This window comes from Leucobacter fengyongliangi (assembly GCF_050971685.1).
In the GTDB taxonomy this organism is placed as follows: Bacteria; Actinomycetota; Actinomycetes; order Actinomycetales; family Microbacteriaceae; genus Leucobacter.
In genome coordinates this window covers 1-23010 of record NZ_JBPCEU010000006.1, presented here as the reverse complement: position 1 = coordinate 23010, position 23010 = coordinate 1, and the positions used below count along the sequence as shown (strand labels likewise).

Genomic DNA, 23010 nt, shown 5'->3' with positions numbered 1-23010 from the left:
GCCTACTCGACGTCGAACAGATATGGTGTTGTCGCCACTATGCATGGGACTCTCTGGATCTGATCGCGATGCCGACCATGGTCACAGTGGCCACGATGGCGGCGAGTACCGCATAGAGAGTTTGGGCGTTCGGCGTCACTGCGACGAGTGCAAAGACGAGTGGCTGGGCGAAGCCGATATAGGAGAGCGAGTAGAACGCGGCGTTGAGCCGTGCGCGATCTTTCGGATGACCAATCTCCTCCATGCGACGAAGACCTGCGACGAGCACCAAGCCGTACGCGGCGCCGAGGGCGATAGCGCTGGGGAGCATCAGGATGGTGAGCCGCGCCGCGAAGGTTCCCGCGGCCAGGAGCATCCCTAGCGCGGCGATTCCCATTCCTAGAGGGAAGGCTCGTCCGGCCCTGCCGCGCTCGATGCGTTGCGCCAAAGGCTGGATGAGTGCCCCGGTGCCCATGGTGAGTCCCGTGATGATCCCCGCCGTGGCGGCCTCGAATCCTCGGACCTGGATGACCGAAGGGATCACGGCGAAGCTCATCGTCGCAGCGCCAAAGACCCACGGAGCCGTGAGCGGAATGGCCCAGAGGAATGGCCGTGTCATGATCGCGCTCCAGAAACTCGCTCGGCGGCTCGATACGGGTTCTGTGGCGGAGACTTCAGCCTGCTCGACGAGCTCTTCGTGGTCGAGGGAGGTATCTGGGGCCCGCCATAGCAGCGCAGCCGCGATGGCCGAGATGAGCAGGTGGAGGGCGTAGGGCAGGACTTCCGGCAGTGGTGCCCATTGCGCGACGAGCCCTGCTGCGAGCGGGCCGCCACCAAACCCGACGGAGAGCGCGACCGCCACTCGCTTCGGAGCAGCGGAGCGGTCATCCGCAGACAAGTCCGTCACCCATGCCGTGCCTGGACCGAGAACTGCACCAGCCGCTGCACCGGAGAAGAACCTGCCCAGAAGGAGAAGCCAGGCCTCCTGCGAGCCGAGGCACAGCACGACAGAGGCGACAGCGGAAAGGATGACCGCAACTCGGACCGGCCAACGTCGGTCAACTCGGTCTGCGACCTCGGCGGCGACAAAGAGCACCGGGATGAGACCCACGATGTAGGTAGCGAACGCGAGGGCGATGAACGAGTCCGGCAGGCCGGCGGTCTCCCGATACACCGGTAGCAGAGCAGCGAACTGGTTCGCTCCCCACCCCACGACGGTGATAGCGGTCGCGACGCGTGCCCAACCAGGCAATCGAGTTCCCATGCACTCTCCTAAGTAACCGTTCTATCGGTTACTATAGTTGCATGGCTACCGACCTTCGAACCAGCACGGCACTGCGGAAGCTTCGTTTCGACGGTGGCTCCCTCGTTCTCAACCTCACCGCAACCGTCGGGCGGCGGGGCGCTGGCGAAGAGCATCGCGTCGAGCGCCTCGACGGCGAGGAGGCCCTGGAACAGTGGCTCGTCGGCGTAGGTATCGAGGTCGACGCGAGCGTGGATCGGGGAGCGCTGCTGACGGAGTTGCGTGAGCTTCGCGAGCATGCCTGGGAAGTGCTGTCTGGGGTCGTACACGAGCGACCCGTGTCATCGTTCACCGTGCAGCGGATAGAGCGGTGGGCCAGCGCCGATGTTCCCCCGCCCCGCTTGGCGAACACTTCGCATGGACCGCAAGCTCAGATGGTGGCACTCAGCCACAGCGCGGTGTGCGCCCGCGCGGCTCGGGATCTGCTGGAGATCCTCGCAAGCCCTGACGTGCGTCATCGACTCCGGGAGTGCGCGAGCGAGGAGTGCCGCATGATCTACCTGCTCCCGTCTGGTTCGCGAGAGCGTCGCTGGTGCTCGATGAGTCAGTGCGGTAACCGCGCGAAAGCCGCCGCGCACCGCGCACGTTCACGCCAACCGCGAGAGCGCACCACCAACGTTGACGTGACGGAAGATCGCTCGATCAAGGAACCGGGAAGATGACGTCACCCGGCTCGCATGTTGCGAATCCAGACGGCCTCTGGCTTGACGACCTCGCCGTCGGAATGCAGTTCCATTCGCCCGTTGTACTCCTGCGCGAGGAGGACATCATTGCCTTCGCCGAACAGTTTGACCCGCAGGCATTCCATCTCTCTGCCACGGCGGCCCGAGACAGCTTCTTCGAAGGACTCGCTGCGAGCGGATGGCATACTGCTGCGTTGTCGATGAAGCTGCTCGCGCAGGCTTTGCCCTTGGCTACAGGAATCATCGGCAAAGGCGTGGAGATCGAATGGCCGAGCCCGACACGACCGAATGACGAACTCAGGGTCGTTGCCCAAATCGACACGATCACGCCGTCGAAGAGCCGCCCCGATCGTGGATCGATCACCGTGGGCTACCAAACTCTGAACCAGAGCGGCGATATCCGGCAGCGCGCGCGCATCACGCTCATAGGCTGGAAGCGCCACGTTGGAACTCAGGCCACAGCGCCGGGCGCTGAGAGCGGCGAAAAGGCGATCAAACGCGGAGAAAGTCGCTGAGTCGTACCTAGCCTGGCAGTGCGTACTACAGGCTGATAGCGGCAATGCCGGCAAGTACGATCACGGCGCCGATCAGCCGGCGGACAAGGTGCCCTTCGCCGAAGAGACGCCAGGCCAGAAGTGCGCCGATCATGATGGATGCCTCCCGCAGTGGCGCGACGAGCGCCACGGGCGAGGTTTGCATTGCTGTCAGCACCAGGATGTACGCGAGCGGGGACAGCACTGCGACCGCGGCGATAGACGCGCGATTGACGCGGAGGGTGTTCGCGAACGCTGTGCGGCGTCTGATGATGGCCGGAGCCATGAACACGACCTGGACGACGAGCGTGCCGGTGTAGTAGCTGACTGGGGCGAGTCCGATGGAGCCGATCGCGAACGAGTCCCACAGCGTGTAGGCGGCGATCGTTGCCCCGGTGGCAGTGCCCCATGCGATGCCGCGGAGGGGGCGGGTGCCCGTTCTCTGAAAGGGGTTGCCGGTGACGACGACGATGCCTGCGAGGATGGCGAGCGCTCCGATGATCGCCAGTGCCGTGGGGCGTTCTCCGAGCAGGAGGATAGCGATCACGATGGTGAGCAGCGGCCCCACGCCGCGGGCGATCGGGTAGACGACTCCGAGGTCGGCTCGGTCGTAGCCTGCCTGCAGGGTGAGCGAGTACGTCAGGTGCAGGGCGGCGGACACGGCCGCGGCGGCGGCCAGGGTCCAGGTGATCGGCTGCGAACCGGTGATGGCGGCACCGATCGCGAGGGGAAGGCACAGGAGTGCGGAAGCGGTCGTGTAGGCGCCCACGAACAGCAGCGTGTCGCCCTTCTTGTACTTCGATACGAGGTTCCAGCCGGCGTGGGCGACTGCGGCGACGAGGACGATCGCGACGGTGGCTGGCGGCATCAGGTGATGTCGGGCAGGTCGATCCCGGCCCGTTCCGCGCGCGAGACGCGGTCGGGATCGCGCAGTGCCAGTGCGGCTGCGAGAGCGTCGACGACGACGAGCTGCGCCAGGCGGCTCCCGGCAGCGGCCATCTGCGTCGTGAGCGGCGCGCCGCCCACGACGAGTGCGACGGTGGACACATCGGTGAGTGGCGTGCCGTACTGGTTGGTGATGGCGATGACCGTCGCGTCGGCGGACGCGGCGGCGTCCGCAATCGCGACCGTCATGTCGGTGCGGCCGGTGGAGCTGACGGCGACGACGACGTCGCCGGGGTCGAGCAGGCGTGCCGCGATCATCGCGGACTCGTGATCGGCGACCCCCGATGTCCGCACGCCCAGCGAACGCAGCCGGAACACGACATCAGCCGCGACCGTCGCCGAAGGGCCCGCGCCATAGGCGAGGAGCTGCCCAGCGCCACGGATCGCGGAGACCGCTTGGTCGAGAGCGTCCGGGTCGATCGCGCCGCCCAGGGCGGTGAGCGCGTCGATCCCTGTGCGCGCTGTCGTGTCGATGATCGTGCGCGTCGAATCGGTGCTCGTGAGCGTGTGTGGCGGGGCGAAGAACTCCGCTGTTCCGCGAGCGCGGGCGATTTCCAGCTTCAGTTCGGCGAAGCCCGAGAATCCGATTGCGCGGGCGGCACGGATCACGCTTGGTGCCGAGACTCCTGCTCGCTCGGCGACTTGCGCCGTCGTGCTCCTCCCCACGAACAACGGGTCCTTCAGTACGAGGCCGACAACTTTCGCCTCGCTTGCCACCAGGCCCGCGCTCCGCGCCTGAACCGTTCCGAGCCAGCGGCGCAGTGGGTCCTCTGCTGCCGAAACTGCATTACTTGAGGATCTTGTCACGGGTAATAACGTAACATTGCAGCATGGTGACAGAGCAACGGCGCGGCTCCTCCGGAGAGCGCATACGGGTTGGTGTGGTGGGTCCGGGGGCTATCGGTACGACGGTGTCAGCGCTTCTGCATGAGGCGGGCAGCACGCCGGCGCTCTATGGTCGTACGCCGCGAACGGAACTCACCCTGATCGACGGCGACCGCCGGATCGTCGTCCCCGGCCCCGTGCGCACCGATCCCGCTGCGCAGCCCGAGAAGGCGGATGTGCTCTTCCTGGCGGTCAAGGCAACCCAGACCGCTGCGGCAGCCCCCTGGCTGCGTGCCCTGTGCGGCCCCGGGACTGTGGTTTGCGTGTTGCAGAACGGCGTCGAGCAAATCGCTGCCGTTCGACCCCACGTTCCTGAGGGAGTAGAGGTCGTCCCCGCGGTCGTCTGGTTCCCGGCGCAGTCGCAGGAAGACGGCACCATCCTCCTGCGGGGCGAGCCCCGGCTGACGCTTCCCGCATCACCGGAAGCGGAGCGCATCGCGGACGTCCTGCGCGACACGCGCTGCCAGGTCGAACTCGCGGGCGACTTCACCACCCTCGCCTGGCGCAAACTCCTCCAGAACGCCGCCGCCGGGCTCATGGCACTCACCGGCCGGCGCGCCGGCGTGTTCAACCGCCCTGACTTCGCGTACTTGACGCTTGCCTACCTGGCAGAGTGCCTGGCCGTCTCGCGTGCCGAAGGAGCAGTCCTCGGTGAGGATACGCCCGCCGCGATCCTGGCCCGCTTCCAAGCATTCCCCGCCGATATGAGCACCTCGATCCTCACCGACCGGGAAGCGGGCAGACCACTTGAATGGGATATCCGCAACGGCGTCATCTCGCGTCTCGCGCGCAGACACGACATCCCCACACCGATCAGCGACGCCATCACTGCGCTCCTTGCCGCCACAAGCGACGGCCCCGGATGATCCGGGACGCTGCTGCTCCAGCTCAGCGTCCGGGGAGGTTACTGAGCGCCTGGGATCGAGCGGCGAGGAGTTCCTGGTAGGTATCGTCGTGCTCAGCCCAGCGAAGGGGCTTGGCACGCTCGACAACGATCTCCTTCGGAGTCGGGTTCTGGGTGAGCAGCCCGATGACCTCGTCGAGGAAGTCGCCCATGGGCAGGGCATTCGGGTTGAGCTTCTCCTGGCCGGCGTTGGCGACGGCCGGTGGGATCAGCTCGGTCACGCCGATGCCAGTGCCGGTGAGGTGCGCGCGCAGCGATTCGGTGTACGAGTGCACGGCCGCCTTCGACGCGCCGTACGTCGCCATGAGCGGGAACGGCAGGAAGCCGATGCCCGAGGAAACGGTCATGATGTCACCGGCGCCACGGCCGAGCAGGTGGAGGGTGAACGCATCGATCACGCGGATCGTGCCGAGCAGGTTCACCGAGATCGTGGTCTCGGCCTGGGCGATGTGGTCCGGGTCGCGCAGATCCTCAGTGAGCATGACCCCCGACATCGTCACGACGACGTCAAGGTCGGGGTGCTTCGCCAGCACCTCATCGCGCGCCTGAGCGACCGACGCCGCATCGGTGACGTCGATGCGCACCGTCTCGACGCCATCGACCTGCTCGATGTTGCGCCCGCCGACAACGACCGTGCTGCCCGCGTCAACGAATCGCTGGGCGAGGGCACGTCCGATTCCCGTGGTGCCTCCGACGATCAGGACGGTACGTCCGTTGATATCCATGTGCTTCCTCACGTGTCCGTCTCCGACTATGGGCCGGATGGTGTCCCGGCTCGATCGCCGGCATGCATCCATGCTCGGCCGATGCTCGGGGCCGAGGAAGGACCCCGCTGATCCGCGTCCTGACAGGGCACCTTTCGATCGGTCGGGAATGGCTACCGTTGATCGCATGGACGGCAACAACGACAACCGGCTCGGGGAGTACCTGAGCGCGCGCCGTGCGCTGGTCACTCCCGAGCAGGCGGGCATCCCCGCCGGATCAGGGCGGCGAGTCCCCGGTCTTCGGCGGGAGGAGGTTGCGCTGCTCGCCGGCATCAGCGCTGACTACTACTTCCGGCTCGAACGTGGCCGCGACAAGAACCCCTCACCGCAAGTCCTGGAATCCCTCGCCAGGGTGTTGCGCCTCGACGAGGTCGAAGCCGACCACCTGATGAGCCTCGGCGGCCCCCGCCCTCGTGTCCGCCGTGCGAAAGCCTCCGGGCGCGCTGAGCGGGTACCTGCCCGGCAGCGCGACCTGCTCGCAGCGCTGAACATGCCCGCGTTCATCGAGAACCGCTACTTCGACGTCCTCGCTGCCAATCCGTTCGCGATCGCCTTCAACCCCCGCCTGGAGCCAGGGAACAACCGACTGCGCTCGTTAATGCTGGACCCCGCCGAACGCGACTTCCACGAGGACTGGGAGACAGCCGTCGACGAGTTCATCGCTGCTTTCCGTCGTTCCCTCGGCGACGAGACCGATGACCCGCGCGCCATCGAACTCGTCGGCGAGCTCTCGCTCGCCAGCGCACGCTTCCGCACACTGTGGGCTCGGCATGATATCCGGCAGCTCACGGGTGGCACCGCAGTTGTCAATCATCCGAGTCTCGGCGCGCTGCGCCTCCACCGCGAGAAGATGCCGATCGACGACCTTGTCCTTGTCGTCTACTACCCGGCTGAGCACAGCGCAGACGCCGAGAAACTTGACCTGCTCGCATCCCTAACCGCCGAATAGGAGCGCGGCCCTTGGGAACCGACAGCGCTCAGTTCAGGCAGATCTCTCTCCAGTAATGGCTGGTATCTCGCCGGTCGCACGCGGTCGGGTCCCGCCCGGATCGCGCCGTCGAGTCGCTCATTTCGCCGACGTCCTCGGCGAATGAACGCCGCGATCCACCGGATCGTGATCACTCAGAAGCGCATGCACCCAACCGCGCAGGACTACCTCGCCGCCCGTCGAACGCTCGGTAACTCGAACACCGAGGCGATCCGCGCGCTCAAGCGCCACCTTGCCAGGCGGGTGTTCGCCCTGCTTCGGAATCGTGACGCAGCCACCAAAGCGATCAGGCCAGTCGCTGGCCTTGCTGCCTGAATCATCTGGACGTCGTCCCGACGCGGGCTTGGCTGCAGCCCGGCGGACGGCAGCGTCTCTAGACGACGTCGAACAGCAGCGACTCGATCCGTCCGTCGCCGGGCGTCGGGCGTCGGGCGGAGACTGATCACCTCGAGTAGCTTGTCGAGGTCCGAAGCGACAACTCTGGTCTGCTCGAACTCGGGCTCTTCGCCGTGCACGATTGCGCCATCTCGTCGGACGGCAAGATAGCCGTAGTGCCCTCGGACCGACAGCAGGATCGGGAAATGCTCGGTCCAGAAGTCGGTGACCGCGGCACGCTCTTCATCGGTCGACGCTGCATGCAGGCTGATCGTCTCGAACTCATTCCACGCGAATCCGTCTATCGTCGTGCCGGCGTAATCGTCTGTGGAGAGAAACCACGTTGCTTCGTCAGCGCTCGACAGCCGAGAGAAGGACGAGACCCATGAAGCGACGGAGCTGTGTGCTCGCCCGAGTGCGGCAGGGGCGAGCCATGCTCCCACAGGTGCCGGGGCGAACAGCCAGCCTGCGGATTGCAGGCTACCGATCGCCGACGCACGCACATCCATAGCCACCAGGCTAACGAAGTGTCTTCGAGACACGAACGTGCCGAGCACCCTTGATGTCGGAAGCTACCCTCGGCCGACAACGTGGCGCTCGAACTTGACATTGAGGCAGGGGAATCCGCCGCAGAGGATGTCCACCGGGGGGCACATCACGCCAGTTGATGGTGGTGATGTCGCCGAGGTTGGGGGCGTCGGGCCAGTGATGGGCGAAGACGCGGGCGACCGGATCGTTGACGTCGGAGAACCAGACGGTCTCAGCACCAAAGACCTGTTCGACGGCGAGACCGAGGCCGCCGTATCCGGCGAACAGCGACCCGACGCGCAGCGGCTGATCGGGGTTTGTGGCCTGTTGATCGTGCATCGTGGCTCCGCCTGGTCCGTAACCTTGGCCGGGCTCCACGTTGGAGTTCTGTCACCGTTCAGGTCACCTGCCAGGTGCGCTCAGTCCGCCATCTCCACTGCTACTGATCGCCTCACGGGAGCCGCGATTCCGGCTCCCGCTTCCGGCCCGCGTTTTGAGATGCCACGCGTCTTGCAGATGAGGTTTTTAGACCCGCGAATCCACTCTGATTTGACCCTGCGGGACCGAGCTCACCTGTGCTCCGAGAGGAGAACTCCGGTGACGGTTTCGATGCGGGTGATGAGTGCTGGTGACGGCTACAAGTACCTGCTGCGTACCGTCGCTGCCGCCGATGGCGACCGTTCCCTCTCGACTCCGTTGACGCGCTATTACGCGGAGAAGGGTTCACCGCCGGGCCGGTGGATGGGCTCAGGCCTTCCCACGCTCGGTGGCGGCCGGATCGTCAGTGGTGAGGAGGTTTCGGAGGCACAGCTTCAGCTCCTGGTGGGCATGGGTCGTGACCCGATCACCGGCGATCCGTTGGGTCGTGCCTATCCCGCCTACGCCACCGTCTCGGAGCGCATCGAGGCCCGAACTGATGCTCTTGATTCTGGGTTGGCTCCGACTGAGCGGCGGGAGCAGGTCGCGCTGATTGAAGCGGAGGAGAACGCCCGCACAACTCGTCGTGCGGTGGCGGGGTTCGATTACACGTTCAGCGTTCCGAAGTCGGCGTCGGTGTTGTGGGCGGTTGCGGATGCTGGCACGCAGGCGTTGATCGCGGATGCGCATTATGCGGCGGTTGCGGAGGTGGTTGCGTTCATCGAACGGGAGGTTGCAACTACCCGTGTCGGTGCAACCGGTCCCGACGGTGCCGCAGCCCAGGTCGATGTGACTGGGGTGATCGCTACCGCGTTCGACCACTACGATTCCCGCGCCGGCGATCCTCACCTGCACACGCACGTTGTCATCAGCAACAAGGTTCAGACGGCGCAAGACGGCAAGTGGAGATCCCTCGACGGCCGCCCCCTCCACGCCGCGGTCGTCGCGCTCTCCGAGTTGCACGAGGCCGTCTTCGCTGACCACATGACCCGGACGTTCGGTGTCTCGTGGGAGCCGCGCGATATGGGCAGGGATCGTAACCCTGCGTGGGCGATCGCGTCGGTGCCGGAGTCGTTGGTGGTGGAGTTTTCGACGCGGGCGCGGCAGATCGATGAGGAGAAGAACCGCCTCATCGACGCCTACGTCCAGCAGCACAGGAAGCAGCCGAGTGCGGCGACGGTCCTGAAGTTGCGGGCGCAAGCAACCCTCGCCACCCGCCCCGAAAAACACGTCCACTCACTGGCCGAGCTCACCGAGAACTGGTGTGCCCGCGCTGGAACGATTCTCGGCACGGATGCGACCGGATGGGCACGCACGGTCACCGCAACCCCCGACGCAACCCCGCCGATGCTGCGCGCCGACGATGTTCCCCTCGATCTGATTGCCGAGGTCGCTCAGGTCGTGGTGTGGGAGGTCGGCGAGAAGCGCTCCACCTGGCGGCGCTGGAACCTGCACACCGAAGCCTCCCGGCAACTCATGGGGTGGCGGTTCGCCTCCACACGGGACCGGGAAGCGATCACCGGGATGATCGCGGACGCCGCCGAGCAAGGGTCGTTGCGGTTGACTCCGCCGGAGTTGGCTTCGAGCCCTGTGCTGTTCCAGCGTGATGGCGGCACGAGCAGGTTTCGGCCTGCAAACTCCACCGTGTTCTCCTCCGAAGATCTCCTCGCCGCCGAAGACCGCCTCCTGGAACGCTCCCGATCCTTGACCGCACCGACAGTGCCGTTGGAGACGGTGGAGAAGGTCACCAGGCAGCCTGGTGCTCAGGGGCGGATGCTCAGCGACGAACAAGCCGCAGCACTGTCGGCGATCGCCGTCTCTGGTCGTGTGGTCGATGTCCTCGTCGGCGCTGCCGGGGCAGGAAAGACAACGGCTATGTCCGCGTTGCGCCGGGCATGGGAGACCAGACACGGCAAGGGCTCCGTGGTCGGGCTTGCGCCGTCGTCGGTCGCGGCGGGAGTGCTGGGTGAGGATCTGGGAATCGCGACCGAGAACACAGCGAAGTGGTGGCAGAACCACCTCATCCACGGCACGACCTTCACCGCTGGTCAGCTCGTCATCATCGATGAAGCATCCCTCGCCGGCACCCACTCACTCGACCGCATCACCGCACTGGCCGAGCAGTCCGGGGCGAAGGTGCTGCTCGTCGGTGACTACGCCCAACTCCAATCCGTCGACGCCGGCGGCGCGTTCAACCTCCTCGTCTCCGACCGTGATGATGCTCCCGAGCTGGTCGATATTCACCGGTTCACCAACGAGTGGGAGAAGATCGCCTCTCTGAGCTTGCGGCACGGACGCACCGAGGTCATCGACATCTACCTCGAACAGGGCCGCATCCACGGTGGTGAGGAAGAGGCGATGATCGATGCCGCCTACAACGCCTGGCGCACCGACACCCAGCACGGGCAGGTATCGGTGCTGATCGCTGAGAGCGGCCAGACCGTCACCACGCTGAACAATCGTGCCCGTGCTGATCTGATCCTCGACGGCGCCCTCCGCCCCTCGAAGGAAGTGGAACTCAACGACGGTACCCTGGCCGGTGTCGGTGACACGATCATCACGCGCCACAACGACCGACGACTCCGCAGCGGCGCGGCCTGGGTGCGCAACGGTGACCGATGGAAGATCACCCGCGTTCGTGACGATGGCTCCATCACCATCCGCCCCACCAACCGGAGGTTCGGCGGTGCGATCGTGCTCCCGACTGCTTACGTTTCTGAATTTGTGGATCTGGGATATGCAGTGACCGCGCATAGGGCGCAAGGAATCACCACCGACACAGCGCACACGGTGGCAACTGCCCGGTCGACACGGGAGAACTTCTACGTCTCCATGACCCGCGGCCGCCACGCGAACCATGCTTACGTCGCCATCGACCAACCCGACGAGGCCCACGAGCAAGCGCACCCGAGCGAGAACCCCGACGCCACCGCCAGGTCTGTGCTCTACGGGGTCCTGCAGCACGTCGGCGCTGAACTCTCCGCGCACGAGACGATCACCGCCGAACACGAACGGTGGGGGTCGATCGCGCAGCTCGCGGCCGAGTACGAAACCATCGCCCAAGCCGCCCAACACGACCGATGGGCAAACCTCATCCAGGCTTCGGGCCTCTCGCCGGAGCAGACGGAATCCGCGCTCAGCTCGGAGTCCTTCGGCGCGCTCATCGCGGAGCTGCGACGGGCAGAAGCGAACCATCACGACATGGCGGCCCTGTTGCCGAGGCTTGTGCGGGCACGAGGGTTCGAGGACGCCGACGACATAGCCTCCGTCCTCCACTACCGCGTCGCCCGTGCCACCGAACGCCCCGCAGGCTCCGGCCGCACGCAGAAACCGCCCCGCCTGATCGTCGGCCTGATTCCCTCCGCCCACGGAACGATGGGCGAAGACCTGCGGCAAGCCCTTGATGAGCGGCGGGAACTCATCGAGACCCGTGCCGACGCCGTGCTCGACTCCGCTCTCAGTGAGGCCGAGCCTTGGATTGCCACGCTCGGGCCGACGCCGGATGATCCGCGCAAGCGGCAAGCCTGGCGACATCACGCCCGCACCGTGGCCGCGTACCGCGACCGCTACCAGATCACAGGATCGTCACCGCTCGGAGCCGAGCCTCAGTCCCAAGCCCAGAAGATCGACGTTGCCCGCGCGAAAGCCTCCCTCGCACGACTCCGAGATCTCAATGACGCAGACGGGCGTGAAGATCCGTCGCGGACGGTTCGACGGGAGGGGCCGGCTAGGGGTTTGTGATCGGTAGCTTGTCCGAGTGCTTTCGGCACGTTGTTCTATACGGGCGAGTCGGAATTCTTCTGAGGTGCCTAGCGGAGGTAACGCTGCCTCTCCGGTGCCCGCATGTCACGGATCTAAGCAAACCCCACTCGAACAGAAACCGAAGCGAAGTCGAAGGCTTCAAGGGGTTTGTTCCTAGCAGTGGAGATGGCTCCGATTGCTTTGACCGTCGCATTGTGAAGGCCCAGGAGTGTGCCGAATACAGAATTGCCCGTTTGTTCGAAGTACCAATCCTGGCGATAGTCCACGTCAGCGTCCGAAAAATCCCCTCTCCCGAGGATTGTCCAAGTCTTCCTTTCGATGATCACACCCGGCCAAGTGTGCTCATCGTGAGCCCATCTTCTTTCATCCTTTTCGGAACCCTCGGGAGAATCACGAATTTCTACGAAAGGTCTCCTATCCTGCAGTTCGAATCCGTGGTGAGTATTCACGCGATACAAACCGGGGAGAAGGGCTAGGCATGAGAACTCGGGAACGAATGGCTGACAGGTTCGAATTGCGTCTGCAACCATAGGCGCTCTAAGCGGTAGCCCAGGAATATTGCTTTCTAGCAGGCTGTCGAATTTAGACGGGTCATCGGTGAGAGGAAAATATGTTCGGCGACCAGGTCTTCCATGCGTATCGAGGTAGATACGATTTGCAGTTTTATCAAGAGAGCTTCGCAGAGCTCGAACCACAGTGCTAACCTCGCCGATCGCAGAATCAAGCATCACACCTTCGCGTGCAGACTCTATATATGTCGGCAGTAGCCGCTTCATGGCAGCGCTAGAGTTGCGAAGTTCAATTAACGCTGCACGCATAGATCCTCCTGCTGTTGTGCCGCACGATGTGCACCGAGACGGTCGGGGCGCAATCGGCTGTTGTTCGCTACGGCGCGACTAGCTTCATCGGGCTGGTCTCAGCAGGAACATCCCATTGCTCGACACCGGGCCCGTTGCGATCCCACTTCGTAAAGCGGACGTAGGTGGTTCGGAAGTCTTCGCTTACCGGACGAAGCTTCCTCGCTAATAACGAGGCGAAGGCATGATCGTGGGTTGTGACGATCAGTTGGCGATGAGGAAGAATCTTGCGAAGTAGGTCAACCAGGCCGAGAAGATGAACGTCGTCCAGGTTCTGGAGCGGATCGTCGAGAATCAATGACTTCACGTGAGTAGGAGCGAAGCCGAGGTTGAAAGAGAGGAACAAGGAGACAGCAAGTGCGTTCGCTTGCGATGTGGATAGCGTCTCTCCGGGCTCCGTGACATCGACTTGAACCTCATCGTCGCGCAACATCGGCGTGAGTCGGTGCTTCCCACCAAACTGGCGTGTGGTGATCTCAACAGATCGAAATGTTGGGTGCGGATCGATCGCTGCGTAGAACTGACGCAGGAGAGGTTTTAGTTGCTTCAAACGGTCGGCAACAAACGTCTCCGCGTCCGCCTTGACTGCATCTAGAAGCGCGGTGGCGACGTCATTCGTGTGGCGCCGATCGACGATGTCTTGCTCCTTAGACACCAATGAGTTTCGGAGTGCTTCGGACTCGATCTCGATTCGATTGCGTCGCATCTTTGACGAGTCCAGTGAGGCTGCCGCATCGAACTCGCGTCCCGCCTCCAATGCTCGCGCGATCTGAGACTTCCGTCTCGCTACACGCTCCAGTTCCGCGGTCAGTCGTGAGAATTCGTTGCCTGGCTCTGGTGACGAGGCGAGCTGATCTTCGAGGAAGCTGGTCAGCACCTCCTTCACTCGGCTCTCTCGATGCTCTTTCGCGGCGAGCGCTGACGCGCGGCGTTCGAGCATGGTGCGGTGCTGATCAGAAGCGGTTTTGAGGTGGAGTGACAGTTCCCCCAGGCGCTCTTCTGCGGTTTGAAGGTTTGTCCGTTGTAGATCCGCCCCTTCTCTGAGGGCCGCATTTTCTGTCTCGTTTGCGATGCCTTCGAGGCGCCGACGATACGCCTCTTGGTCAACTTCTTGGCCACAGGCTGCGCAGTTGTCAGCCACGTGACGGAGCAAAATAGACGCCATGCTTGCCAGCTCTTCGCGGACAGAGCTTGCCTGTCTAAGTGCCGCGTCTGCTTCTCCAACTGCGACGCGAAGTTGCTGGACGTCGCGCTCAGCCTCATCCTTTTCAGCCGTCAGATCAGCAACTTGACGCTCAACTTCGACGACCTCGGCGTCTGCCGGACCTTCAGGGAGCGGCACGCTCAGTTCTGCCTGAGTCGCAAGCAAGGCGGCCTCATCTTGCTCGATTGTGCTGCGCTCCTGGTTCAGGGCAGCGCGCAGCTTTGTCAGCGCGCTCTCACTCGGCTCCAGGTCCTCAATGTCCTGGGTCGCGACAAGCCCAAGCGCCACAACGTCGTTACGCCACGTCTGCCATCGAGCGGTCACCTCGGCCGCATTCGCTCTGGTGATCTCGGCTTCAAGCACGGACAACGAGGTTGCGAGGTCGTCGAGCTTTGCGCGATCGCCCTCGAGTGCCGCATCGGCCTGGTTGACCGCGCGAACCCATGCTCGCTTGTGCGATTGAAGTTCATCTGCGAACTCGCGTAGACGCCCGGCACCCACCATGCTTGCCACCGCATCGAACCGTTCCGTGTCTTGGCGCCCGGTCAGAAACTCGCGCAGCGACTCTTGCTTCAGGTAGATCGAGTCCACGAACGACTGCGCAAGTGTGGCGAAGTCCTCGTTCGTATCGGTGCCCGCTAGATTCTGGCGGAGCCATGACTCAGCGTCCGTGCCACGAAGTGACTGGTCGTTGACGCGGACTCGAAGTGGAGCGCGCAGTTTCTTGGCGTCCGTCTCGTCCGGGTTTTCCAGCGACCTTGTGATGACAACGCCGTCACCGTCGAAGTCGGTTCGCAGCTCAACCGCCGTGGTCCCCGACTTGCTGTAGAGGTTTCGGGGGCCCTGCGTGCTGGAGGTCTTGCCCGAGATCGCCCATGAGATCGCGTTGCAGATAGTCGTCTTGCCATACCCATTCGCGCCGACGACGATGACAACGTCTGCGTCGAGGTCGATGTCAACTTCGCCGGAGACTCCGCCGAACCCTGCGATGGTTATTCCGGTGACTCTCATGGTGCATCTGTCCCTGTCCGCTGGGTTGCGATCAATCGTTCATGGAGCGCTTCAAGGGGAGAGTCGCCTGCCTCGTATGCGGCAATGACCACATCGAGATGAGCGTTACTACCGCTGAGGGACCCCGCGATGCGCGAAGGTAGCGTGGCCAAGGGGTCAGCTCTCCCCGGCGTGGTGTCGAGATCAAGGTCGAGAATCGGTGCCAGTGTTCTCCGAACTTGAGGTGTCAATTCAAGCGGATCTGTGACGCGAGTTGGCAGATCGTCTGCTGTAAGCACCAACTTGCGTACGCGTCGCGTGTCGGATCGTATGGAGCTCAACTCGGCAGCAAGTTCCTCCGGGACACCATCCATGGCAACGAGGATGAGATATCCGTCCCATGACTTCGGGTCGGTCGCAATGACGTTCGCGCCCAGGAAATCGACTACGTGATCTTGTGCCGCACCCCATCCGGCGACGAGCTCTTCAACCGACTCAAATGTCCATATGGCAATCACCGAGTACTCGTCTTCAAAAGCCATCGATCCGACGGGCCAGGATGGGTGGCGTTCGTTGTCCACGCGGATGATCTCAGACTCTGCGAGTAGGCGTGTGATCTCGGTGAGAAGAAGTTCGTTCGTTACAACCGCCTTGGTCATCGTCGTAGCTCCTCAACCGCTGACCGCAGATGTGCCGCGGGCCGTCCTAGGTAATCGTCTGCGAAGATCGGGTAGATGCTGTCGGCACCTCTGATGAGATCACCTGTCGTGTTCTCTCGAACCAGGTCATCAACAGTTGGCGTGTGCGTGGTTCTCGCACCAGCGACCACGACCAGATTCGTTCGTAGCTGAGGGGCCAGACTGTTGTTACGCTCACGGATCTTGGCGCTGATAGCGCTCCAAGCGATGGTGCCTCCACCATGCGCAAGCCCAAAGACGAGCGTTGAGCCCGCATCGGTCCTGATTGTGAGCCTGCCGTGATCGTCCAGCTCAGGAGGACTTGCTGCGAGCGCTGCCGTCATGTGATCTGTTGCCACCAGGAGGTGTGCGATCTGCCGTTGGTTCGCGGTATCTCCCTCCCCGGCGTAGGGGTACGGGCCAAGGAGCCAGGTAGCTCTCGCGCGACCGAGGTCCAGAAGCTCGATCTTTTCGATAGGGGTTACGATGTCTTCCGACTGGCGCAATGCCATGTCGGGGTCATCGCCAACCATCTGATTATGCGTGTCACGGATCCGTTGCAGTTGTTCGAGCGCTACTCTCTGAGCGAGTCTCGACATGAAGTCACCCCAGTAGAGGTTGACCATACCTGTGAGGTTCGCGCTCAAAGCCTCGTGGAACTTCGAGTCTTGATTGCGATCGACCAGGTAGTAGGAAGATTGTGCTTTGGCGGCTAGGTTGCTGACGCTCTCGGTGAGAACATTGGCGGGGCTGCCCAAGCCGACGAATATGACGACTGGGGCGGAGAGATTTGCTGCGGCGATTACGCTCTCCCACTCTGCAGCCCAGTCTGTATCGAGCGCTCTCTTTCTGAGTACCCAAGTTTCTTCGGGTTGATTGACGCTTCGGTGAAGATGCACCACGGAGTGCGAGGCAAGGCTTGCATGCTCGTCGGGACCTTCTACGAACGTAATGTTCGTGCTGTTACCCAGCTCGGTCACGGCGTGTTGGAAAGCCAGGTCGTAGTTCAGGGTGATCACATGCCGAAGCGCACCTTCGATGAGCAAGGCGGCCGCGATGAGATGCCCAGAGTTAGGGGCTGCCGTCCGCCAGGCCTCTTTCGGCAAACGACTCGTGAGTGCAGTCTGTGATCCGAACTTGTCGTAGAGAAGGTCGGCAAGAACCGAGAGATCGTCGGGATCTGTGCACTCTCCCTCGTTCAGAACTCCATCGTTAACAAGTCGTCGATGGGCTTCGCGGGAGTAGTATGCACCGCTCGCTAAACCGGTCGGCTTCTCCATCGAGACACCAGCACCGACAACGAGTACCACACGGCTGCCTGCTGCGTCTGAGATGCGTTGAAGGATCTCCGGCGGAAAGGCGGTCGAGTCCGCCGCCTCGCTCTGGTCGGCTTCTGGCAACACGTCCTCCTCATCGATGAGAGCTTTCACGTCTACCGATGAGGTCAGCCGTGGTGATCACATGACACCCACTCTACTAACCTCGCTTCCCCAAGCTGAGGAAGTCGGGCTCTTCCGCAACGTCCGGGCTCCGGCGTAGACTCGAACACGAGGCAGATTCCCTCGCTAACGCGCCGCACGCGGCAGGCCCTCGGGTCACTCTTCAACGCACGCCTCGTCTATCAGACCGTGCGATGGAGAGGAACACCACGATGATCCGCCTACTCTGGGCCGCCAGCGTCCAAGTCCGCTACTTCCTGCGACGCTACATGCCGTCCAACATCCTTCTCGACGCGATCCGCACCCGGCGGGGGTTGAAGTGGGGCATGCCAGCGATGCTGCTCGCGATCCCGTACCTCGGTGTCGCCTACCTGCTGAGCACCGCCGCCCAGAACGACGGTCCCGGTTGGCTCAACCTCTTCGTGTTCGTCGCGATCTGGTCAGCGTTGAAGATGCTCTGGATCGGCCCCATCAGCCTCGTCCTGCTCGCACGAGCCCGCGCCCACGAATACGCCCAACATCGCGCCATCCGCAAAGCGGAGAAGACGGAGCAAGACGCACAGGAGACCGACCTTATTTTGGCGGGAGGGCGTTGATGAGCAACGCGATCATTTACGCGCGCTCCGCAGGCAGCTCGGCGCAGCAGGTACAACAGCAACGCAAGCTCTGCCGTTCCTACCTGCGCGAAGTCGGCCTCACCGAGGTCGGCTTCGTCTCCGAGTACGGACACCCCGGTCCAGGCCTGTCGGACGTGCTCAGCACGGCAGCCAGCAACGGTGCCACCGAGGTCGTCGTATGCGACCTCTCCCGCCTGGGCCGCACGCCACTGGCGAACTTGAAGAACTCCAACCTCCTCGAAGAAGCCGGACTCACCATCCACGTCGCCGCCGGTATCGTCAGCGGCCCCGTCACCGACGACGACATCCGCGACAAGATGCTCCTCTTTGCCGAGACAGACCTCAACACGCTCTACGGCGACGACCTCACGGAACGATAAGCGTCACCGCAGGACGCTCAAGGCGAGCTACAGGCCCAATCCGCGCGCGGGCGGCAGTGCGGACTGCCCACGTTGAACCCCAGGATGTTGAGCATCGAGACCCTGACCGCCAACAGAGTGAGAACGGTTGGTGAGCGCGAGTACGTCTTCGCCGCCGGTGATGACCGTGGCACCGTGGTCTCGGATCAGGCGCAACGGTCCCGCGCTGGTGACGCTGGTGATCGGTCCGGGAACCGCACCCACGGGACGCTGAAGATTCCTGGCCTGCTCGGCGACGCCCAGCGACCCCGAACGCACCCCAGCCTCCACAATGACCGTCGCGGACGACATCGCCGCCAGCAACCGGGATCGTTGGACGAACCGCCACCTTGTTGGCGAGCCGCCCGGCGGTATCTCGCTGACCACGGCACCGCGCTGAGCGATCCGTTCGATGAGGTCGCGATGCCCAGACGGGTACGGGCGATCCACGCCGCTGGCAAGCACCGCCACAGTCGCGCCGTCGCTGGCGAGTGCTGCCCGGTGTACGGCACCATCGATCCCGTACGCGGCACCGGCAACGACCACGCGGCTGTGCGCGGCAAGGTCAGAAGCCAGCATCGAGGCGACATGCTCTCCGTAGCTGGTCGCGGCGCGAGCACCGCTGATCGTGACGAAATCATCCGTCGGACGAGACATGATGCTCGATTCGCCATCGACCCACAGCGCATACGGTGCCTGATCCGCCAACTCAGCAAACCCCGCCGGCCAATCATCATCACCGGGAACGAGCACAGTGATACGACCGGCATCCAAGCTATCCAACGAGTTCCGCGCCGCAGGCAGGTCGGCACGGGCGTTGAGTTGAGAGCGCCACACTTCGGTGGTCGCTTCATCCAGGCCGGGCGCAATGGTCTCCGTGTCGAGGAGCCGGAGAGTTTCGACTCCGCCGAGGCGACGCAGCAATGTGCCTGTTCTCGCATCGCCTGGCTCAGAGATCGTCGTGAGGAGGATGCGCGCCGAGCGTTCGTCTGTTGCTAAGCCTGTGATCGTGTCCACGTGCTCTGCTCCCTTCGTTGGGAACAAGGTGTGCTTGGCACCCAGCAACGAGCGCCCAGCCAGCACGCGGTCCAGCGCTTTGAGCACAAGTGTGGGCACCCGGCCCGGCGGTGCGAGCCGTCGATGTCGGACGAAGACGAGATGATGGGACTGACCAAGGATTCCGCAGATAGGTCGTCTCGGAGGCGAGCATTTAGAAGGAGCTAGATATGGCCACAGCGAGTGAGCGTTATCGTAAGCACGCAGTTTGGGAGACGTTGACGCTCAAACGTGAAGCGCTTGCTGCGGCACGGTTTGGCGACAAGCGAATCGAGCAGCTTCGTCTCGACGTGGCCGAGTGGCTGTCTGAGGCTGAGAAGACCAAGGCCACGCGCCAACCCTCGCTATACATTGGCGTCCTGGATGAACTTAGTAACCCTCTCAACGGCCTCCCAACTACAGAGGCTGAGTTCGCTAGATATGTATCTTCTGGCCAGCAGCAGGCGCTTCAGTCTGCGCTTCGCGCTCTGCCGCTCCCGCCACCAAAGGATCTCAAAGAGGCGTATGTCGTGCTCCTGGACAAGGAGATCGCGGCCCGCACCGAACGTCTGAATGAGCTAGAGGGCCGTGTTGCCGAGACAGAGAAGTCATTAGCAGCTCGTCAAACAACTCTTGACGGGTTGGAGAAGAAGGCCGAAAGCGTTGCCGCCGCAGTCGAGGCTGAACGGACAGCGATCAAAGAAGTGAGCGCAACCGCGAGAGCCGAGATCGACCGTGATTGGGGTGAAAAGCTCCACGACTGGTGGGAAGAGCGCACCCGATTCGACGAGGAGCAGAACGCGAACATTCTCTCGCACGCTGCTTCTTTGGCAGCCACCGCGCGCGCAGGCGAGGCACTCGCAGAGCACGCCGCAGGCAGCTTGAGTGCAACAGACTGGAACGGACGATCCAAACGTGAGCGCCGAGCTGCCCAATGGATGCGGTTCGGCGCGGCCGCCGCTTTCGTCTTCGCTGGTGCTGTCGGCTGGTTCATCGTCAGCGAAGCCATCAACAACAACTTCGACCTCACCGTCGGTGACGGTATCTTGCGCGCCAGTGTCGCAGCGGTGATTGGTGCCTTCGGTGGACTCTTGCTACGCGAGTCAGGCCGTCATTTCAGGGAGGCCGACACAGCCGAGGACGTTGCGCTCTCGCTGAAAGCGCTGGCACCCTTCTACGCGAGTTCAGGAGACGACGTGCGTCTGGCCGCACGAGTGCAAGTGGGCGATGCGGTACTCGTGAAGAATGTTCTGTCTCGCTTCGCGCACCGTGACGCGGCCAAGCACGCTGGTGAAATCAATACCGCAGATCTTCCCAAGCTCGTAGACGATGCGACGAAGGCACTCGGCAAAGCCGGGCAAGCGGACAAGGCCTGACGAGAGTTCTGGTTCTGGTCGCGTAAAGCTGCCGTCACAGTCGAACGGCGCAGCTAGCGACGATGAAGAGACCCGACTACTCCTAACGACGCTGCCTGCCCGCAGAGCGGATCGTTCCACCGGAGGCGATGACGGCTGACCGCACAACTTCGTTACTGATCCCCAGGTGCTTGGCGACGTGGGCCAGCGACACTCCTTCCGCGTAGAGACGGCTCGCGTGCTCGCGTACCTCGTCGGAGAGCTCCGCCTTGCCCCTCTCGATACCGGCGGCTGTGGCAGCTTCCCAGATGGTGGCGCGATGGACTCCGAACCTGCCCGCAAGCTCCCGAACGGGCACCCCAGCGGCGTATCCAGCGAGCAGTTCCGCTCGATTGGAGGCGTTCAAACGGGTTTGAGACTGAACAGATTTTTTCCGCACCGGGCCACGCTCATCCGGCCTGGTGGAGGAGGTGGGGCGACCCGAAGGGCGGCGATTTCCCTTGAGAACACGGCAAATCAGCGATTTGAGAGGTCGCCGGGGGTTTGAGAAGCACGTCCTGAGGTCCACCGTTCATGCTTGTCTGGCTGATGCCGGATGGGTCTCGTACATTCTGAACGAGACGAGAAGCGCCGCGATCGCACTGATCGCCACAGCGAACCACACGGCAGCGTGCAGCCCCAGAGAATCGGCGACGAGCCCGCCGAGTATCGCTCCTGCCGCATAGCCGAGGTCTCGCCACACCCGATACACGCCAACCGCGCGCCCCCGCCACGACGGGTGTGCCACATCTCCGACCGCGGCGAGCAGCGTCGGGTAGACCATCGCCGTGCCGGCTCCGAGCAAAGCTGCCCCTGTGGCCCAGCCGGAAAAACTATCGCCGAGCGCGATGACGACCAGTGCGCCCGACTGCAGGGCCATCCCAGAGGCGATCAACCATTTTCTGCCGATGCGATCGGAGAGCGCCCCGGTCAGCAGTTGACCCACGCCCCATACCGCGGGATACAGGGCGAAAAGGAGGCCGATCTCGTGCCCCGTAAGATCGGCGGTTGTGAATCGTGTCGTGTTTGATGGAGGGTAGAGATTCCCGGAAGGAAACCTACCCCTCATGCCCAAGCAATACCCCGCCGAGCTCCGCGAGCGCGCAGTACGCCTCGTTCGCGAAGCGCAACAGAACTCTGACTCCCCTTATGGGGTGCCCACGAGGACCGCCAAGCAACTCGGGATCAACCCAGACACTCTGCGCGGCTGGCTGAGCCAGGCCGAGGTCGACGGCGGCACACGCCCTGCCATCACCACGAGCGAGGCTGCTCGGATCGCGGAGCTCGAACGTGAGGTTCGTGAGTTGAAGCGCGCGAACCAGATCCTCAAGAGCGCCTCGGCTTTCTTTGCGGCGGAGCCAGGCCGCCCGTCACGATGACCGAGAAAGTGGCCTACATCGACGCGCATCACGCCGAGTTCGGGGTCGAGCCAATCTGCCGCGCACTGGAAGACACTCCCGCGCAGATTGCCCCGTCCAGCTACTACGCTGCGAAGTCACGTCCGCTCTGCGCACGAGCGGTTCGTGATGAGGAATTGTGCGCCGCGATCGTCCGGATCCACGAGGCAAACTACGGCGTATACGGGGTGCGGAAAATTCATGCGGAGCTCCGACGTGAGGGACGGCGCGTTGCAGAGTCGACCGTGCGCCGGCTCATGCGGCAACTCGGTTTGCGGGGCATCGCGCGGGCGAAGGGCCCGAAGACAACGAAGCCTGCACCCGAGACCGACCGACCCACGGACTTGGTGCAGCGGCAGTTCGTGGCATCACACCCGAACGAGCTATGGGTCGCGGATTTGACCTATGTGCGCACGTTCTCCGGGTGGGTGTACGTCGCGTTCGTGCTCGATGTGTACTCGCGCATGATCGTCGGTTGGCAGGTCTCGACCAGGCTCTACACTGATCTCGCACTCGATGCGCTGAGTAGGGGGATCTGGCGGCGCGAGCACTCCGGCCAGGACCTCACTGGTCTTACCCATCACAGTGACAGAGGCGTGCAATATCGTGCGATTCGCTACGCTGAACGCCTTGACGAGTGCGACGCGGTCGCCTCGGTGGGTTCCAAGGGCGACTCGTATGACAATGCCATGGCCGAGGCGCTGAACTCACTCTACAAAGCCGAACTGATTCGCAACCGCGGCCCCTGGACATCAATCAACGACGTCGAGATCGCGACCGCCGAATGGGTGGACTGGTACAACGAACGCCGCCTCCACGGCGAACTCGGCCACGTCCCACCGGCAGAGCACGAAGCCGCTTACTGGGCGGCGAATCCCCAACCCGTTCTACTCGAAACCCGATAAAAGAACCCTCTACCAAACCCGACACTTGACA

The 23010-nt window shown here is 63.4% G+C and carries 22 protein-coding genes and 1 other annotated feature; of the genes, 9 read left to right on the top strand and 13 right to left on the bottom strand.

Features of this window, described 5'->3' with window-relative positions:
- Positions 1–37: 37 nt before the first annotated feature.
- Positions 38–1243, bottom strand: coding sequence for an MFS transporter (locus tag ACR0R4_RS05765; protein WP_430270179.1), 1206 nt, complete (start codon positions 1241–1243; stop codon positions 38–40).
- 41 nt (positions 1244–1284) lie between these two features.
- On the opposite strand from ACR0R4_RS05765, the gene ACR0R4_RS05760 reads away from it, so the two are divergent.
- On the top strand, positions 1285–1944 hold the full coding sequence (locus ACR0R4_RS05760; RefSeq protein WP_427817018.1) for a CGNR zinc finger domain-containing protein: 660 nt from the start codon (positions 1285–1287) through the stop codon (positions 1942–1944).
- Complete coding sequence (locus ACR0R4_RS05755) at positions 1941–2480, top strand: MaoC/PaaZ C-terminal domain-containing protein (protein ID WP_430270180.1); 540 nt, start codon at positions 1941–1943, stop codon at positions 2478–2480. The genes ACR0R4_RS05760 and ACR0R4_RS05755 overlap by 4 nt, the downstream gene beginning before the upstream one ends.
- Positions 2481–2505: 25 nt before the next feature.
- On the opposite strand, the gene ACR0R4_RS05750 is transcribed toward ACR0R4_RS05755, so the two are convergent.
- Both ACR0R4_RS05750 and ACR0R4_RS05745 read right to left on the bottom strand, forming a co-directional pair.
- Positions 2506–3366, bottom strand: coding sequence for an EamA family transporter (locus ACR0R4_RS05750; protein ID WP_430270181.1), 861 nt, complete (start codon positions 3364–3366; stop codon positions 2506–2508).
- Positions 3366–4250, bottom strand: a complete 885-nt coding sequence (locus ACR0R4_RS05745) for a MurR/RpiR family transcriptional regulator (protein ID WP_430270182.1) — start codon at positions 4248–4250, stop codon at positions 3366–3368. The genes ACR0R4_RS05750 and ACR0R4_RS05745 overlap by 1 nt, the downstream gene beginning before the upstream one ends.
- Before the next feature lie 23 nt (positions 4251–4273).
- On the opposite strand from ACR0R4_RS05745, the gene ACR0R4_RS05740 reads away from it, so the two are divergent.
- Complete coding sequence (locus ACR0R4_RS05740) at positions 4274–5194, top strand: oxidoreductase (protein ID WP_430270183.1); 921 nt, start codon at positions 4274–4276, stop codon at positions 5192–5194.
- Positions 5195–5216: 22 nt separating this feature from the next.
- On the opposite strand, the gene ACR0R4_RS05735 is transcribed toward ACR0R4_RS05740, so the two are convergent.
- The gene (locus tag ACR0R4_RS05735; RefSeq protein ID WP_430270184.1) at positions 5217–5957 is read right to left on the bottom strand and encodes an SDR family oxidoreductase; all 741 of its coding nucleotides are present in this window, start codon (positions 5955–5957) and stop codon (positions 5217–5219) included.
- Positions 5958–6105: 148 nt separating this feature from the next.
- Between ACR0R4_RS05735 and ACR0R4_RS05730 the strand changes: the two genes are divergently transcribed.
- Complete coding sequence (locus ACR0R4_RS05730) at positions 6106–6945, top strand: helix-turn-helix transcriptional regulator (RefSeq protein ID WP_433646420.1); 840 nt, start codon at positions 6106–6108, stop codon at positions 6943–6945.
- 203 nt (positions 6946–7148) lie between these two features.
- On the opposite strand, the gene ACR0R4_RS05725 is transcribed toward ACR0R4_RS05730, so the two are convergent.
- Both ACR0R4_RS05725 and ACR0R4_RS05720 read right to left on the bottom strand, forming a co-directional pair.
- Positions 7149–7868, bottom strand: a complete 720-nt coding sequence (locus ACR0R4_RS05725) for a hypothetical protein (protein ID WP_430270186.1) — start codon at positions 7866–7868, stop codon at positions 7149–7151.
- A 10-nt stretch (positions 7869–7878) separates the two neighbouring features.
- Complete coding sequence (locus ACR0R4_RS05720; protein ID WP_430270187.1) at positions 7879–8226, bottom strand: DNA cytosine methyltransferase; 348 nt, start codon at positions 8224–8226, stop codon at positions 7879–7881.
- Positions 8227–8496: 270 nt separating this feature from the next.
- Here ACR0R4_RS05720 and mobF point away from each other — a divergent pair, with 270 nt between their 5' ends.
- Positions 8497–12045 (top strand): MobF family relaxase, encoded by a 3549-nt coding sequence (gene mobF, locus ACR0R4_RS05715; RefSeq protein ID WP_430270215.1) that lies wholly within the window; start codon positions 8497–8499, stop codon positions 12043–12045.
- Between the two features lie 113 nt (positions 12046–12158).
- On the opposite strand, the gene ACR0R4_RS05710 is transcribed toward mobF, so the two are convergent.
- The 4 genes from ACR0R4_RS05710 to ACR0R4_RS05695 form a co-directional block, all read right to left on the bottom strand.
- The gene (locus tag ACR0R4_RS05710; protein ID WP_433646418.1) at positions 12159–12842 is read right to left on the bottom strand and encodes a hypothetical protein; all 684 of its coding nucleotides are present in this window, start codon (positions 12840–12842) and stop codon (positions 12159–12161) included.
- Positions 12843–12951: 109 nt separating this feature from the next.
- Complete coding sequence (locus ACR0R4_RS05705) at positions 12952–15138, bottom strand: ATP-binding protein (RefSeq protein WP_430270189.1); 2187 nt, start codon at positions 15136–15138, stop codon at positions 12952–12954.
- Positions 15135–15776 carry a hypothetical protein gene (locus ACR0R4_RS05700; protein WP_430270190.1) on the bottom strand — a complete coding sequence of 214 codons (642 nt, stop codon included), beginning with the start codon at positions 15774–15776 and terminating at the stop codon, positions 15135–15137. The genes ACR0R4_RS05705 and ACR0R4_RS05700 overlap by 4 nt, the downstream gene beginning before the upstream one ends.
- Positions 15773–17224, bottom strand: a complete 1452-nt coding sequence (locus tag ACR0R4_RS05695; protein WP_430270191.1) for an SIR2 family protein — start codon at positions 17222–17224, stop codon at positions 15773–15775. The genes ACR0R4_RS05700 and ACR0R4_RS05695 overlap by 4 nt, the downstream gene beginning before the upstream one ends.
- A 221-nt stretch (positions 17225–17445) precedes the next feature.
- Between ACR0R4_RS05695 and ACR0R4_RS05690 the strand changes: the two genes are divergently transcribed.
- Positions 17446–17829 carry a sulfate permease gene (locus tag ACR0R4_RS05690; protein ID WP_430270192.1) on the top strand — a complete coding sequence of 128 codons (384 nt, stop codon included), beginning with the start codon at positions 17446–17448 and terminating at the stop codon, positions 17827–17829.
- The gene (locus tag ACR0R4_RS05685) at positions 17829–18230 is read left to right on the top strand and encodes a recombinase family protein (protein WP_430270193.1); all 402 of its coding nucleotides are present in this window, start codon (positions 17829–17831) and stop codon (positions 18228–18230) included. Before ACR0R4_RS05690 ends, ACR0R4_RS05685 begins: the two co-directional genes overlap by 1 nt.
- Before the next feature lie 27 nt (positions 18231–18257).
- Here the strand turns inward: ACR0R4_RS05685 and ACR0R4_RS05680 are convergent, their stop codons facing one another.
- Positions 18258–19265 (bottom strand): DNA-processing protein DprA, encoded by a 1008-nt coding sequence (locus tag ACR0R4_RS05680; RefSeq protein ID WP_430270194.1) that lies wholly within the window; start codon positions 19263–19265, stop codon positions 18258–18260.
- A gap of 209 nt (positions 19266–19474) precedes the next feature.
- On the opposite strand from ACR0R4_RS05680, the gene ACR0R4_RS05675 reads away from it, so the two are divergent.
- Positions 19475–20659 carry a hypothetical protein gene (locus ACR0R4_RS05675; RefSeq protein ID WP_430270195.1) on the top strand — a complete coding sequence of 395 codons (1185 nt, stop codon included), beginning with the start codon at positions 19475–19477 and terminating at the stop codon, positions 20657–20659.
- Positions 20660–20741: 82 nt separating this feature from the next.
- Here ACR0R4_RS05675 and ACR0R4_RS05670 read toward each other — a convergent pair whose 3' ends face one another.
- Positions 20742–21044 (bottom strand): helix-turn-helix domain-containing protein, encoded by a 303-nt coding sequence (locus tag ACR0R4_RS05670; protein ID WP_433646413.1) that lies wholly within the window; start codon positions 21042–21044, stop codon positions 20742–20744.
- A 165-nt stretch (positions 21045–21209) separates the two neighbouring features.
- Positions 21210–21746 (bottom strand): MFS transporter, encoded by a 537-nt coding sequence (locus ACR0R4_RS05665; protein ID WP_433646412.1) that lies wholly within the window; start codon positions 21744–21746, stop codon positions 21210–21212.
- Between ACR0R4_RS05665 and ACR0R4_RS05660 the strand changes: the two genes are divergently transcribed.
- Positions 21745–22979 (top strand): IS3 family transposase gene (locus ACR0R4_RS05660; RefSeq protein WP_433646411.1). Its coding sequence is split into 2 segments (ribosomal slippage): positions 21745–22027 and positions 22027–22979, totalling 1236 coding nucleotides; the frame shifts between segments, so codons are not numbered across the junction. The two genes, ACR0R4_RS05665 and ACR0R4_RS05660, sit on opposite strands and share 2 nt — an antisense overlap.
- Positions 22017–22151 (top strand) — a sequence feature (AL1L pseudoknot). Its footprint overlaps the gene before it by 135 nt.
- Positions 22980–23010: the final 31 nt, after the last annotated feature.

Coding starts and splice junctions, on each gene's coding strand:
- ACR0R4_RS05765 (WP_430270179.1), bottom strand. CDS start 1,243: ATGGGAACTCGATTGCCTGGTTGGGCACGCGTCGCGACCGCTATCACC.
- ACR0R4_RS05760 (WP_427817018.1), top strand. CDS start 1,285: ATGGCTACCGACCTTCGAACCAGCACGGCACTGCGGAAGCTTCGTTTC.
- ACR0R4_RS05755 (WP_430270180.1), top strand. CDS start 1,941: ATGACGTCACCCGGCTCGCATGTTGCGAATCCAGACGGCCTCTGGCTT.
- ACR0R4_RS05750 (WP_430270181.1), bottom strand. CDS start 3,366: ATGCCGCCAGCCACCGTCGCGATCGTCCTCGTCGCCGCAGTCGCCCAC.
- ACR0R4_RS05740 (WP_430270183.1), top strand. CDS start 4,274: ATGGTGACAGAGCAACGGCGCGGCTCCTCCGGAGAGCGCATACGGGTT.
- ACR0R4_RS05735 (WP_430270184.1), bottom strand. CDS start 5,957: ATGGATATCAACGGACGTACCGTCCTGATCGTCGGAGGCACCACGGGA.
- ACR0R4_RS05730 (WP_433646420.1), top strand. CDS start 6,106: ATGGCTACCGTTGATCGCATGGACGGCAACAACGACAACCGGCTCGGG.
- ACR0R4_RS05725 (WP_430270186.1), bottom strand. CDS start 7,868: ATGGATGTGCGTGCGTCGGCGATCGGTAGCCTGCAATCCGCAGGCTGG.
- ACR0R4_RS05720 (WP_430270187.1), bottom strand. CDS start 8,226: ATGCACGATCAACAGGCCACAAACCCCGATCAGCCGCTGCGCGTCGGG.
- mobF (WP_430270215.1), top strand. CDS start 8,497: ATGCGGGTGATGAGTGCTGGTGACGGCTACAAGTACCTGCTGCGTACC.
- ACR0R4_RS05710 (WP_433646418.1), bottom strand. CDS start 12,842: ATGAAGCGGCTACTGCCGACATATATAGAGTCTGCACGCGAAGGTGTG.
- ACR0R4_RS05705 (WP_430270189.1), bottom strand. CDS start 15,138: ATGAGAGTCACCGGAATAACCATCGCAGGGTTCGGCGGAGTCTCCGGC.
- ACR0R4_RS05700 (WP_430270190.1), bottom strand. CDS start 15,776: ATGACCAAGGCGGTTGTAACGAACGAACTTCTTCTCACCGAGATCACA.
- ACR0R4_RS05690 (WP_430270192.1), top strand. CDS start 17,446: ATGATCCGCCTACTCTGGGCCGCCAGCGTCCAAGTCCGCTACTTCCTG.
- ACR0R4_RS05685 (WP_430270193.1), top strand. CDS start 17,829: ATGAGCAACGCGATCATTTACGCGCGCTCCGCAGGCAGCTCGGCGCAG.
- ACR0R4_RS05675 (WP_430270195.1), top strand. CDS start 19,475: ATGGCCACAGCGAGTGAGCGTTATCGTAAGCACGCAGTTTGGGAGACG.
- ACR0R4_RS05665 (WP_433646412.1), bottom strand. CDS start 21,746: ATGAGGGGTAGGTTTCCTTCCGGGAATCTCTACCCTCCATCAAACACG.